Here is a 13,963-nt window from a genome sequence, read left to right on the forward strand (position 1 = left end):
GACGCCGTGGGCGCGGCTCCGCACCGTGACCGGAACTCGGACGAGGGCCCTGTCAGCGCCCCCGTCCGCACGAGATATCTTGATGTCGAGCAATGTTGCAGACGTGGAGCGGAGCACCCGGTGACTGACTCGACCATCATCTACACACACACTGACGAGGCCCCCGCCCTCGCGACGCATTCCTTCCTGCCGGTGATCCAGGCGTACGCCTCCACCGCCGGTGTGAGCGTCGAGACCCGTGACATCTCCCTGGCGGGCCGGATCATCGCGAGCTTCCCCGAGCACCTGGAGGCGGGCCAGCGCATCGACGACGCGCTCGCCGAGCTGGGTGAGCTGGCCAAGACGCCGCAGGCGAACATCATCAAGCTGCCGAACATCTCGGCGTCCATCCCGCAGCTGAAGGCCGCCGTCGCCGAGCTGCAGGAGCAGGGCTACGCGCTCCCGGACTACCCGGACGACCCGAAGACCGACGAGGAGCGCGACATCCGCGCCCGCTACGACAAGGTCAAGGGCTCCGCGGTCAACCCGGTCCTGCGCGAGGGCAACTCCGACCGCCGCGCCCCCGCGTCGGTCAAGAACTACGCCAAGGCGCACCCGCACCGCATGGGCGCCTGGACGGGCGACTCCAAGACGAACGTCGCCACCATGGGGGAGAACGACTTCCGCTCGACGGAGAAGTCTGTCGTGATCGAGAAGGCCGGCGCCCTCAAGATCGAGCTGGTCGGCGACAACGGCTCCACCACGGTCCTGCGCGAGTCCGTGCCGGTCCTCGCCGGCGAGGTCGTCGACGCCTCCGTGATGCGCGTCGCCGCCCTGCGCGAGTTCCTGACCGCGCAGGTCGCCAAGGCCAAGGCCGACGGCGTGCTGTTCTCGGTGCACCTCAAGGCGACGATGATGAAGGTCTCCGACCCGATCGTCTTCGGCCACGTCGTACGCGCCTTCTTCCCGAAGACGTTCGCGGCCTTCGGCGCCGACCTGGCCGCGGCCGGTCTCACCCCGAACGACGGCCTCGGCGGCATCTACAAGGGCCTGGAGGCGCTCCCGAACGGCGCCGAGATCAAGGCGTCCTTCGAGGCCGAGCTGGGCGAGGGCCCGGACCTGGCGATGGTCGACTCCGACCGCGGCATCACCAACCTGCACGTGCCGTCCGACGTCATCGTCGACGCCTCCATGCCGGCCATGATCCGCACCTCCGGCCACATGTGGGACAAGAACGGCGGCGAGGCCGACACCCTCGCGGTCATCCCGGACTCGTCCTACGCGGGCGTCTACCAGGTCGTCATCGACGACTGCCGTGCCAACGGCGCCTACGACCCGTCCACGATGGGCTCGGTCCCGAACGTCGGTCTGATGGCGCAGAAGGCCGAGGAGTACGGCTCCCACGACAAGACCTTCGAGATCGCCACCACCGGCACGGTCCGCCTGGTCGACGCCGAGGGCGACGTCCTCATCGAGCAGCCGGTCTCCGAGGGCGACATCTTCCGCGCCTGCCAGACCAAGGACGCCCCGATCAAGGACTGGGTGAAGCTGGCCGTCAGCCGCGCCCGCGCCACCGGCGACCCGGCCGTCTTCTGGCTGGACGCGACCCGCGCCCACGACGCCAACCTGATCGCCAAGGTCGAGGCGTACCTGCCGGAGTTCGACACCGAGGGCCTGGACATCAAGGTCCTGTCCCCGGTCGAGGCCACCAAGCTGTCCGTGGAGCGCATCCGCGAGGGCCTCAACACGATCTCCGTCACCGGCAACGTCCTGCGTGACTACCTCACCGACCTGTTCCCGATCCTGGAGCTCGGCACCAGCGCCAAGATGCTCTCGGTGGTCCCGCTGATGAACGGCGGCGGCCTGTTCGAGACCGGCGCCGGCGGCTCCGCGCCCAAGCACGTGCAGCAGCTCGTCAAGGAGGACTACCTGCGCTGGGACAGCCTCGGCGAGTTCCTCGCGCTCGCGGTGTCCTTCGAGCACCTCGCGCAGACCACGGGCAACGCCCGCGCCCAGGTCCTCGCGGACACCCTGGACCGCGCGACGGCGACCTTCCTGGAGGAGAACAAGTCGCCGAGCCGCAAGCTGGGTGGCATCGACAACCGCGGCAGCCACTTCTACCTGTCCCTGTACTGGGCCCAGGAGCTGGCCAAGCAGACCGACGACGCCCAGCTCGCCGAGGCGTTCGGCCCGCTCGCCAAGACGCTGACCGAGCAGGAGCAGACGATCGTCGACGAGCTGATCGCCGCCCAGGGCAAGCCGGCCGACATCGGCGGCTACTACCAGCCCGACCCGGCCAAGGCCTCCGCGGTCATGCGCCCGTCGGCCACGTTCAACCAGGCGATCGCCTCGCTCGCCTGACGCGCCCGGCGCCCCGCGCGCCCGGCGCCCCGCGTGTGCACCGCCCCGGTCGGCAGCCGCCGACCGGGGCGGTCGTGCGTGTGAGGCGGCCCGGGGTCCGGTGGTGTCTGCCCCGGTCCCGGGGGGGCGCCATGCCCTGCCCGCACTGTTCCTTCAGGCATCTGAACTGTCAGCCGTTCCTGCCGGTCCGCGCCGCCCCGGTGCCATGATGGGCGGGCGCCGGTCACCCGGGGGGACGGGACGCGGCCCGCGGAGCGGGCCCGGGCGGCGCCTCACCGACAGCCGGTGTCAGCGGGCGGCGCGGATCCCCATTGTATAAACGTGCGGCGCAATGTATATTCATGCCATCCACGCAGGAGGAATCCATGACGGTACGCGCAGCGGTCGCGGGAGCGAGCGGATACGCGGGCGGCGAGCTGCTGAGGCTCCTCGCCGTGCACCCCGAGGTCGAGATCGGCACCCTCACCGCCCACTCGAACGCGGGCGAGCGCCTGGGCGCGCTCCAGCCGCACCTGGCCCCGCTCGCCGAGCGCGTCCTGGAGCCGACCACCGCCGAGAGCCTGGCCGGACACGACGTCGTCTTCCTCGCCCTGCCGCACGGCCAGTCCGCCTCCGTCGCCGAACAGCTCGGCCCGGACGTGCTCGTCGTCGACATGGGCGCGGACTTCCGCCTCAAGGACGCGGCCGACTGGGAGAAGTTCTACGGCAGCGCCCACGCGGGCACCTGGCCCTACGGCCTGCCCGAGCTGCCCGGCGCCCGCGCCGCCCTCGCGGGCAGCAAGCGCGTCGCGGTCCCGGGGTGCTATCCCACGGCCGTCTCGCTCGCGCTCTTCCCCGCGTACGCCGCCGGGCTCGTCGAGGACGAGGCGGTGATCGTCGCGGCGTCCGGGACCTCCGGCGCGGGCAAGGCGGCCAAGCCGCACCTGCTCGGCTCCGAGGTCATGGGCTCCATGTCGCCGTACGGCGTGGGCGGGGCGCACCGGCACACGCCGGAGATGATCCAGAACCTGAGCGCCGCCGCGGGCACCCGCGTCACGGTGTCCTTCACGCCGACCCTGGCCCCGATGCCGCGCGGCATCCTCGCCACGTGCAGCGCCAAGGCCAAGCCGGGCGCGACCGCGGAGAGCGTCCGCGCGACGTACGAGAAGGCCTTCGCCGACGAACCGTTCGTGCAGCTGCTCCCCGAGGGCCAGTGGCCCGCCACCGCCTCGGTCTACGGCTCCAACGTCGTGCACGTCCAGGCCGCCCACGACCCGGCGTCCGGCCGCGTGATCGTGATCAGCGCCATCGACAACCTCACCAAGGGCACCGCCGGTGGCGCGGTGCAGAGCATGAACATCGCCCTGGGCCTCCCGGAGGAGCTGGGGCTGCCCACCATCGGGGTCGCGCCGTGAGCGGCGCGCCCGCGGCCGCCGGGCCGCATCCGAGTACCGCCGACAAGGAGTCGCAGTGAGTGTCACGGCAGCCAAGGGATTCCGGGCGGCGGGGATCGCCGCCGGGATCAAGGAGAGCGGCAACCCGGACCTGGCCCTCGTGGTCAACGACGGTCCCCGCCTGGCCGCCGCGGGCGTCTTCACGTCCAACCGCGTGAAGGCCGCGCCCGTCCTGTGGTCCGAGCAGGTCGTCAAGGGCGGGCAGGTGTCCGCGGTCGTCCTCAACTCCGGCGGCGCCAACGCCTGCACGGGCCCGCGGGGCTTCCAGGACACGCACGCCACGGCCGAGAAGGTAGCCGCCACCCTCGGCGTGAACGCGGGCGAGGTCGCCGTCGCGTCCACCGGACTCATCGGCGTGACGCTCCCCATGGACAAGCTCCTGCCGGGCGTCGAGACGGCGGCCGCGGCCCTGTCCGCGCACGGCGGCGAGAAGGCCGCCATCGCCATCAAGACCACCGACAGCGTGCACAAGACGGCCGTGGCCGAGGGCGCGGGCTGGACGGTCGGCGGCATGGCCAAGGGCGCGGGCATGCTCGCCCCCGGCCTCGCCACGATGCTCGTCGTGCTCACCACCGACGCCGACGTCCCGGCCCCCGACCTGGACAAGGCCCTGCGCGAGGCGACCCGCCTCACCTTCGACCGGGTCGACTCCGACGGCTGCATGTCGACCAACGACACGGTGCTGCTGCTGGCCTCCGGCGCCGCCGGAGTGGCCCCGGAGTACGCGGAGTTCGCCGAGGCCGTCCGCGCGGTCTGCGACGACCTGGCCCGCCAGCTCATCGGCGACGCCGAGGGCGCCAGCAAGGACATCCGCATCGAGGTGATCGGCGCGGCCGACGAGGACGACGCCGTCGAGGTGGGCCGCTCCATCGCCCGCAACAACCTCCTCAAGTGCGCCATCCACGGCGAGGACCCCAACTGGGGCCGGGTGCTCTCCGCGATCGGCACCACGTCGGCCGCCTTTGAGCCGGACCGCCTGAACGTCGCCATCAACGACGTCTGGGTCTGCAAGAACGGCTCGGTGGGCGAGGACCGCGACCTGGTCGACATGCGTTACCGCGAGGTGCGGATCACCGCCGACCTCGCCGCCGGGTCCGCGTCCGCCGTCATCTGGGCCAATGACCTCACCGCCGACTACGTCCACGAGAACAGCGCGTACTCCTCCTAGCGCGTACCCCGCGGCCCGCCCGTTCCCCTTCGCGCGGTACGCCCTCCCACCTGGAAAGCCCCATGAACACCCGCAAGCACACCGCACTGCCCAAGGCCGAGATCCTGATCGAGGCGCTGCCCTGGCTGACCCGTCACCGCGGCAAGACCGTCGTCATCAAGTTCGGCGGCAACGCCATGGTGGACAAGGACCTCAAGGCCGCGTTCGCCCAGGACGTGGTGTTCCTGCACCACGCCGGACTGCGCCCGGTCGTCGTGCACGGCGGCGGCCCGCAGATCAGCGCCCAGCTCGACAAACAGGGCCTGGTCAGCGAGTTCAAGGCGGGACTTCGGGTGACGACGCCCGAGGCCATGGACGTCGTCCGGATGGTCCTCGCCGGGCAGGTGCAGCGCGAGCTCGTGGGGCTGCTCAACGAACACGGCCCCCTCGCCGTCGGCCTCACCGGCGAGGACGCCCACACCATCACCGCGACCCGGCACCGGCCGCTGATCGAGGGTGAGCTGGTCGACATCGGCCAGGTCGGCGAGGTCACCGAGATCGACACCGGCGCCATCGAGGCGCTGCTCGCGGACGGCCGCATCCCGGTCGTCTCCTCGATCGCCCGCTCCCAGGACGAAGGCGGCAAGGGGCATGTCTACAACGTCAATGCTGATACGGCGGCTGCGGCACTCGCTGCGGCGCTTGGTGCCGAGACGCTGATGGTGCTCACCGACGTGGAGGGCCTGTACGAGGACTGGCCCCACAGCGACGACGTCATCAGCAGGCTGACCGCCACCGAGCTGGAGAAGCTCATCCCCGAGCTGTCCAGCGGCATGGTGCCGAAGATGCAGGGCTGCCTGCACGCCGTCCGCAACGGCGTGCACACCGCGCGCGTCATCGACGGGCGCGTCCAGCACTCCATCCTGCTGGAGATCTTCACCGACGAGGGAATCGGCACGATGGTCGTGCCGGACGAACTGAGCGAGCCATAAGAGGGGGACCGGTATGACCACCAATCAGGAGCTGACCCGGCGCTGGCAGGGCGCGCTGATGGACAACTACGGCACGCCCCGCATCCCGCTGGTGCGCGGCGCGGGCAGCAAGCTGTGGGACGCCGACGGCAAGGAGTACACCGACTTCGTCGGCGGCATCGCCGTGAACGCGCTCGGCCACGGCCACCCCGCGATCGTGGAGGCCGTGTCCCGGCAGATCGCCGCGCTCGGCCACGTCTCCAACCTGTTCGTCGCCGAGCCGCCCGTCGCGCTCGCCGAGCGGCTGCTCGACCTCTTCGGCCGCGAAGGACGGGTGTTCTTCTGCAACTCGGGCGCCGAGGCCAACGAGGGCGCGTTCAAGATCGGCCGGCTGACGGGCCGCCCGCACATGGTCGCCACCGACGGCGGCTTCCACGGCCGCACCATGGGCGCCCTCGCCCTCACCGGCCAGCCCGGCAAGCAGGAGCCGTTCCTGCCACTGCCCGGCGACGTCACCCACGTCCCGTACGGCGACGTGGAGGCCCTGCGCGCCGCCGTCACCGAGGACACCGCCTTCGTGATCATCGAGCCGATCCAGGGCGAGAACGGCGCCGTCGTCCCGCCCGCCGGCTATCTCAAGGCGGCCCGCGAGATCACCCGCGCCACCGGGACACTGCTCGTCCTCGACGAGGTGCAGACCGGAATCGGCCGTACCGGCCACTGGTTCGCGCATCTCGCGCAGGAGGGCGTCGACCCGGACGTCGTCACGCTCGCCAAGGGCCTCGGCGGCGGCCTGCCGCTCGGCGCGACCGTGGCGTTCGGCCCGACGGCCGAACTCCTGAAGCCCGGCCACCACGGCACGACGTTCGGCGGCAACCCCGTCGCCTGCGCCGCCGGTCTCGCCGTCATCGACACCGTCATGGCCGAGGGCCTCCTCGAGAACACCAAGCGCGCGGGCGAGAAGCTGCGCGACGGAATCGAGTCAGCGGGGCACGCGACGGTCGACCATGTCAGGGGTGCGGGCCTGCTGCTGGGTATCGTGCTCACCGAGCCGCTGGCAGTCCAGGTACAGCAGGCGGCTCAGGACGCCGGCTTCCTGGTCAACGCGCCCGCCCCCGATGTCGTACGGCTGATGCCGCCGCTGAACGTGCGCGACGACGAGGTGGACGCCTTCCTCCGGGCCCTGCCCGGCGTCCTCGACCAGGCAGCCGCGGCCGACGCAGCCGACGCGGCCAACGGGGACCGACGATCCGGGGAATGAGACGACGATGAGTCACGCGCAGGACAACGGGCCGGCCGAGCACGCGGGACCCGCCGTGCCGCAGACCCGCACCGCACGCCACCGCCGGATCGTGGACATCCTCAACCGGCAGCCGGTGCGCTCGCAGAGCCAGCTGGCCAAGCTCCTGGCCGACGACGGCCTGACCGTCACCCAGGCCACCCTCTCCCGGGACCTCGACGAGCTGAACGCCGTCAAGATCCGCAACACCGAGGGCGACCTGATCTACGCCGTGCCCAGCGAGGGCGGCTTCCGCACCCCGCGCGCGCCGCTCGGCGAGTCGGCCAAGGAGCAGCGCATGCGGCGCCTCTCCGTGGAACTCCTCATCTCCGCGGAGGCCTCGGCCAACCTCGTCGTCCTGCGCACCCCGCCCGGCGCCGCCCAGTTCCTCGCCTCCGCCATCGACCAGGCCGAGCTCCACGACATCCTCGGGACGATCGCGGGCGACGACACGGTGATGCTGATCAGCAGGGAGCCGAGCGGGGGACAGGCGCTGGCGGACCATCTGCTGCGGCTGGCGTCCAACGAGCACTAGTTCCTGGCGTCCGGAGCCTTGGGGGACGGTTGCTCATGACTCCTCGGAGGGCTCCGGGCCGCGTGCCGCCTCGGGCAGCTCCAGGCCGAACAGCGCCGCGTAGCGCCCGAGGCGGTCCCCGACCCACTCCGCGCTCTCGCCCACCGCGTCGGCGGCGAACCGGATCTGGTCCGGGGTGACCCGCCCGCCGAGCGCGGGCAGCGCGCCGTCCGCGTGCACGGACAGGACGATCAGGTCCTGCCAGAGCGGGAGTTCGTCGGGGACGGTCGCCGGGTCGAGGACCGGGGGTGCTGCCTCCAGGGGGAGGTACGGGACGACGCGCTCCCAGGTGCGCGCGACCGGCTCGCCCAGGCGCCCGGCGAGGCTCACCAGGTCCAGGGGGCAGAGCGGGGCACCCGGGGCGGAGACGCGGTGGTCGGCGCCGACGGCGACGGCGTCCCACGCGTCGGGTGCGTCGGCGGGCAGGCCCGCGAGGTCGGCCGGGCTCAGCTCGGGGATCAGGGCGCCAAGGTCGCGGAGGGGCGAGAGGCGTTCGTACGCCGACCGGGCGCCGATGTGGTGGCTGCGGGCGTACGCGACGAGGCGCCCGGCGGTCAGCGCGGTCCAGCGGGGGGACTCGAACCACTCTTCGTACTGCTCGTCGTCGCCCCAGTCGAGCAGCGCCTGGCTCTCCTCGCGCTCGGGCCGGAACCCGGCCAGCGCCGCCGGGAGTTCGGGCACGGTGAGGCCCACGCGCTTCGCCTCGCGGCGGGCCGTCTTCCACATGGTCGACAGGGGCGTCTTCAGGTCGATGCACGACGCGAAGAGGATGTCGGCCGTCGGCAGGACCGGGTAGTCGGCGGCGTCCCACGAAGGGTTGGTGCCGGAGAACGCGTACCGGCTCGGCACCGGCAGCTCCTCCCACGCCCGCAGGAGTCCGCTCGCCGCGGGCACGTCCGCCCCGGCCTCCCGCAGGTCCTCAAGGACGACGGCGAGGTCGTCCCAGGACACCTCGTGCGGCCGGGCGAACGCGAGGTCGCGCAGCGTCAGACCGTTCTCGAGGACGAGCCCCTCCGCGTGGGCGGACGCGAGCACGCTCGCGGTCTCCGGGACCGGGATCACCCGGCCCGCCGCCGACTTCTCCCGATGGTGCCGGGTGCAGGCGATGCCGAGGTGGTCCGCCCAGCGCGCGATCTCCTTCTCCGCCTTGCGCAGCGTGATCTCCCACTCCGAGGCCAGCTCGAACGTGGCCGCCCAGGGGAGCGCGAGGCGGCCGTCCTGGCCCGGCGCGCAGTAGTTCTGCAGCACCGCGGAGATCTCCCAGGGTACGTCGGTCCACCGCCGCACGGACTCCGCGTCGGGGACCGACCAGCCGAGCCACGCGAACCGCGCGAGCCGCTGCCGCACCTCCTCGGGCGGGAGCCCCTGCGTGTCCGCGACGGCGACGACGTCCCACGGCCACTGGACGCGGCGCCAGCCCCGCGGGCCCTTCCGGTAGAGCAGCGACAGATCCGATCGGTCGCACACGTGGTCGGCGTGGTGGCCGGGTGCGACGGGCGGCGCGGAGGCGAGGAACGGCGCGAACCGGGCACACCTCTCGGCCAGGCGGCCCAGCGGCTCTCCCAGGGTGCGCGAGGCACGGACCAGGCCGCCGAGGTCGTCCGGCGCGTGCTCGTAGTCGCTCTCCTCCTCGGCCGTCCGCCCCCAGTCCCGGCGCGCGCGTCGGGGCAGCAGGCCGCGGACGATGCTCATGTCGTGCAGGCCGGGCGTCCAGTCCAGGTCGTCGCCGGCGGCGCCCCGCAGGACCGGGGGCGGCTTCAGGACCGGGTGGACGAGCCGCAGCGCCCGCGCCGCGCGCACCACCTCACGGACCGTCATGTCCGCCTCGCCCGCGAGCGCGACGGCCACCCGCCAGTCGAGCGGGCTCCGGTCGACCAGGACTCCGCTGTCCCAGCCCGAGGGCACCCCGTGGGCGACGGCCGCCCAGCCGGGCTCGGGCACCGGGTGCCCGGCGGTCGACGCGGGTGGCGCCTCACGGGACGGCGGCGTGCTGCCGAGCACCGCGGCCCGCCACGGACGCACGGCCTCCGGCCAGTCCCGCGAGAAGTTGCCCCGGGCCCTGCGCTCCTCGACGAACTCGTCCCAGCGGAACCAGCCCGTGGAGTCGAGGTCCAGGGCCGTGCCCCAGGGCCTGGTGTCGCGCACCGCCACCCCACGGCCGCGCCATCGCCCCCACACCGCGCGGGCCGCCGCCAGGTTCTCGTGCTCAAGACGCCACAGCCACGCCATGGTCAGACCAGGCCAGCCGGCGAGCACGTCCGCGCCCCGCGCCCACTGCTCGGCCTCCCAGCTCGCGTCGTACGACTGGAGCCTCTTGCGGTTGAGACTGAGCGTGCCCGCCTGCGGGCCCGTCAGATTGAGTACGTAGCCGAAGGGCTTCTTGTCGGTCCCGATGCCGTCGCACAGGATCGCGCCCTGCCCGTTCACCCACCACAGCACCCCGGGAACGGCCTCGACGCACCTCGGCCGCCCGTCGTCCGTCGGCGCGTGGCGCAGCAACCCGGGCTCCCACTCCCGCCCCCGGCCCGCCGCGTCCCGCACCTCCAGCGCGAACTCGCTCACCTTGACGAGACGGTCCAGCGTCTCCACCGCCGAGATCGCGGACACGGCCGCCGAGTCCCGCAGATACAGCCGCACCCGGGTGCCGCCCTCCAGGAGTCCGTCGCCGTCCTCCGCGCACGCGTCGTCGTGTTCCTGGACGCGGAACAGGTTCGCGCTGCCCGGGATGTCCACGCGCAGCGCCGACCGCGCCGGGATGCCGTCGGTGCCGACGGGGCGGGTCACCACCGTCATCTCCTCGGCCAGCATGAAGTAGCTGAACACGCCGATGCCGAAACGGCTGTTGGGGTAGAGGCGCAGGGCCGGGTCGTGGCGGTGCCAGGTCGCCTGTTCCTGGCGGAAGGCGCGGGACTGCTCGAAGCGGCGGCCCGCCTTGGTGAAGGTGTTCTTGAGCTGGTCGAGGCCCATGCCGACGCCGTTGTCGCGGCACTCCACATAGCGGCCGCGGTCGTCCTCGCCCTCGACGAAGGTGATGCGGCCCGCCCAGGGCGCCGGACGGGCGCCCCTGCTCTCCAGGTAGCGGTGGCGCATCGCGCGGTGGCGGCAGGCGTCCATCGCGTTCTGGTACAGCTCGCGCAGGGCGAGGTCCGGCTCGCCGTCGTAGATCCGCTCGCCCATGAGCAGGTCGCGGACCTCGGTCTGGGCGAGCTGGAAGCGCAGCAGCGGCACGTCGTACGCCCTGCGGCCACCGTCCTCGACCGGGCGCAGGGCGCGGTCGGTCACGCGGGCGGGCAGGCCCGCGAGCAGCGCCGCCCGGGGCGCGGGCAGCCTGCGGGCCGTGTCCCGCAGGGCGCCCGCCAGTTCGTCGGCCTGCTCGATGACGCCCGCGAACGCGGCGTGCAGCGCGGGGTGCGGGCAGGCCGCGTCCAGGTGGAGCTCGCCGTCGGCGGCGTGCCAGTCCGCGGCGCGCACCGCGTTGACGGCGTCCTGGGGGAGCAGGGCGTCGCGGACGGCCAGGTGCTCGGCGAGGACGTCGGGGAGGGTACGGACGTCGAGGGCGAGCACGCAGGCCAGGTGCAGGACGCCCGCCAACTCGTCGGCGCGCAGGGGCTGCCGGGCGCCGCCGGGCAGCGGGAAGGCCAGGTCGGGGCGCGGGGCGCGGTCCTGCGCCGGAGGGCCGAGCGTGATGCCCGCGGTGAGGGCGGCGAGCGCGGCGGACAGCTCGCGGGCGCGCGGCCCCGGGCACAGCGCGTCCGCGAGCGCCGTCGAATCGGCCTTGGGCACCGGCTGCTCGTCCGTCACGAACCGCTCCGCGATCCACCGGTGCACGAGCCACAGGGCGACCGCGCGCGCCTCGTCGGGGCGGGCCGTCCGCCAGCAGTCCGAGAGCTTCTTCTTGATGTGCGGGTGGTGCTCGGCGACCTGTTCGTAGTGGCGGCGCCACGCGTCGCCGTCCTTCTGGTGCCAGACGGTGTAGGGCCTGATGTCGCGGGCGTGGCTCAGCCGCCGCGCCCACGCGGCCTCGTGCAGCAGCGGCGCGGCGACCAGCGCGGCGGCCTCCAGGGCCGAAAGCGTCTGCGTCTTGGGGACGAGGCGGGGCAACTGGTCGCGTACGACACGCACCAGGAAGTCGTCGTCGGCCCACGGGTCGGGCATCCGCTCCTGGGCCAGGTGCACGACCTGCGCGCACGTCTCGACCAGGTCCGCCAGGCAGTCCCGCAGCCGCGGCACGCTCCCCGCGTCGTCCTCGGCGACCCGCTCCCACAGGGCGGTGTCGGCGACGGCCTCCCGCCAGGCCTCCAGGAGCCGGCGGCCCTCGCACACGACCGCCGCCCGGGCCTCGGCGTCCAGCTCCGCGCCGCAGTGGAGCCTCGGCTCCTGCGGGGCGGCGCCGTGCAGGCGGGCGGCGCGCAGGGTGTGCTGCCGTGCCGTGTCGAAGACCTCCTGCACGGTTCGCGCCCGTGTGAGCGGCCGGAAGGCCTCCGCGAGCCCGAGCGTGAAGAAGCTGCCCTCCGCCGAGTACCCGGAGCGCTGCCCGGCCGCGCAGGCCGTCATCAGCGCGAACCGCCCCGACGGCTGCCCCTTCAGGACGCTGCTGCCGAACACCCCGTCGGCCGACTCGCCCCGGCACGCGTCGATCAGCCACAGCACGGTGCCCGCCCGGCAGTGGGTGAGGTACGGGCTGATGTCGGCGGGCACCAGCGTGTCCAGGTACGGCTGGGTCCACTCGGCGTCGGGGGCGTGCGGGGCGCGCGCGTCGGCAGGGACCAGGTGGTCGGTGTCGCCGACGCGGATGCCGTGGCCGGTGAAGTGGATCAGGAGGGTGCCGTCCTCGGGGACGTTCCGCGACACCTCGTCGACGGTCGTGATGATCTGGGCGCGCGTGGCCCCCGGCACCGTCCGCACCTCGTAACCGGCTGCCTTGAGCGCGGCGCCGAGGGCCCGCAGGTCGGCGGTGACCGGTGCGTCGAGCGAGCCGAAGCGGTGTGCGGCGTCCGGAGTGTCGCCGACGCCGATGAGCAGCGCCGTCCGTGCTTGTGCCATGCCCTCTCCCCCTGTGCGAGGCCTTATCGTCGCATTTCCGGGCGAGGACGACGGCCGGAACCCCCATGTCGAACGGGGCGGCGCGCGGGCGGACTTGGCACCGGCTCTCCTGGAGGCCCGCCCTCGCCCCGACGCCCTGCCGCTCCGTCAGCGCCTCACTCCGCCCGCCGCGCCCGGTGCGCCATCCACGCCGCCACCACCGCCCCCGACACGTTGTGCCACACGGAGAACACGGCGGCGGGCAGCGCGGCCAGCGGGCTGAAGTGGGCGGTCGCGAGGGACGCGGCGAGCCCGGAGTTCTGCATGCCGACCTCGAAGGCCATCGCGCGGGACGCGGGCGGGCCGAGCCGGGCCAGCTTCCCCGCGCCGTAACCGAGCGCGAGCCCGAGCCCGTTGTGCAGGACGACCGCGACGAGCACGAGCGCCGCCGCCGACTTGATGGCCGCCGCGCTGCCAGCGACGACCACGGCCACGATGACGGCGATGGTCACGGCCGACAGCCACGGCAGCGCGCCGAGCACGCGATCGACGTACCGTCCGAAGAGCAGCCGGACGGCGAGGCCGCCGACGACGGGCAGGAGCACGGTCTTGAGGATGTCCGTCACCATCGAGCCTGCGTCCACCGGCAGGTACTCACCGGCGAGCAGCAGCGTGAGCGGCGGTGTCACGAGCGGCGCGAGCACGGTCGACACGGTGGCCACGGACACGGACAGGGCCACGTCGCCGCGCGCCAGATAGGTGACGACGTTGGAGGCGGTGCCGCTCGGCGCGCACCCGACGAGGATGACCCCGGCGGCCAACTGGGGTGAGAGGTCGAGCGCGTGGGCGATCAGCCAGCCCAGGCCCGGCATGATCACATAGTGCGCTACCAGGCCGAGCGCCACGGCCCAGGGGCGGCGTGCGACGCCCTGGAAGTCCTGCGGCGTCATCGTCAGGCCCATGCAGAACATGACCACGCCGAGCAGATACGGCACGCTCTCCTTCCAGCCCCCGAAGGTGCCGGGCGTCGCGAGGCCGACGGCGCCCGCGGCGAGGACGAGCACGGGGAAGACGGTGACGGCGCGGCGGGCCGCGCGGTCGGCGGCGGTCACGGGCCCGGGGGCCGCCGTCGGGCCGGGACGTGTCGGTTCGGTCTGCACCCGGCGATGCAACGTGCCGGTGCGCCGGGCACGCAAC

Annotated in this window: 8 protein-coding genes; 6 read left to right on the forward strand and 2 right to left on the reverse strand. The window is 73.3% G+C overall.

Annotated elements, in window-relative coordinates; genetic code table 11:
- Positions 1 to 120 precede the first annotated feature (120 nt).
- The 6 genes from OO63_RS01440 (at position 121) to OO63_RS01465 (ending at position 7,705) form a co-directional block, all read left to right on the forward strand.
- The gene (locus tag OO63_RS01440) at positions 121 to 2,340 is read left to right on the forward strand and encodes an NADP-dependent isocitrate dehydrogenase (protein WP_030356310.1); all 2,220 of its coding nucleotides are present in this window, start codon (positions 121 to 123) and stop codon (positions 2,338 to 2,340) included.
- Between the two features lie 365 nt (positions 2,341 to 2,705).
- Complete coding sequence (argC, locus tag OO63_RS01445) at positions 2,706 to 3,734, forward strand: N-acetyl-gamma-glutamyl-phosphate reductase (protein WP_030356311.1); 1,029 nt, start codon at positions 2,706 to 2,708, stop codon at positions 3,732 to 3,734.
- A 55-nt stretch (positions 3,735 to 3,789) separates the two neighbouring features.
- Positions 3,790 to 4,941: a bifunctional glutamate N-acetyltransferase/amino-acid acetyltransferase ArgJ gene (gene argJ / locus OO63_RS01450; protein WP_030356312.1), complete on the forward strand. Its 1,152-nt coding sequence runs from the start codon at positions 3,790 to 3,792 to the stop codon at positions 4,939 to 4,941.
- A 62-nt stretch (positions 4,942 to 5,003) separates the two neighbouring features.
- On the forward strand, positions 5,004 to 5,912 hold the full coding sequence (gene argB, locus OO63_RS01455) for an acetylglutamate kinase (RefSeq protein WP_030356313.1): 909 nt from the start codon (positions 5,004 to 5,006) through the stop codon (positions 5,910 to 5,912).
- A 13-nt stretch (positions 5,913 to 5,925) separates the two neighbouring features.
- On the forward strand, positions 5,926 to 7,152 hold the full coding sequence (locus tag OO63_RS01460; protein WP_030356314.1) for an acetylornithine transaminase: 1,227 nt from the start codon (positions 5,926 to 5,928) through the stop codon (positions 7,150 to 7,152).
- A gap of 7 nt (positions 7,153 to 7,159) precedes the next feature.
- On the forward strand, positions 7,160 to 7,705 hold the full coding sequence (locus OO63_RS01465) for an arginine repressor (protein WP_030356315.1): 546 nt from the start codon (positions 7,160 to 7,162) through the stop codon (positions 7,703 to 7,705).
- Between the two features lie 33 nt (positions 7,706 to 7,738).
- Here OO63_RS01465 and OO63_RS01470 read toward each other — a convergent pair whose 3' ends face one another.
- Both OO63_RS01470 and OO63_RS01475 read right to left on the reverse strand, forming a co-directional pair.
- On the reverse strand, positions 7,739 to 12,787 hold the full coding sequence (locus OO63_RS01470) for an HD domain-containing protein (RefSeq protein WP_051810404.1): 5,049 nt from the start codon (positions 12,785 to 12,787) through the stop codon (positions 7,739 to 7,741).
- Between the two features lie 155 nt (positions 12,788 to 12,942).
- On the reverse strand, positions 12,943 to 13,926 hold the full coding sequence (locus OO63_RS01475; RefSeq protein WP_030356317.1) for a bile acid:sodium symporter family protein: 984 nt from the start codon (positions 13,924 to 13,926) through the stop codon (positions 12,943 to 12,945).
- Positions 13,927 to 13,963 lie beyond the last annotated feature (37 nt).

Source organism: Streptomyces alboflavus (assembly GCF_000716675.1).
GTDB classification, from domain to species: domain Bacteria; phylum Actinomycetota; class Actinomycetes; order Streptomycetales; family Streptomycetaceae; genus Streptomyces; species Streptomyces alboflavus.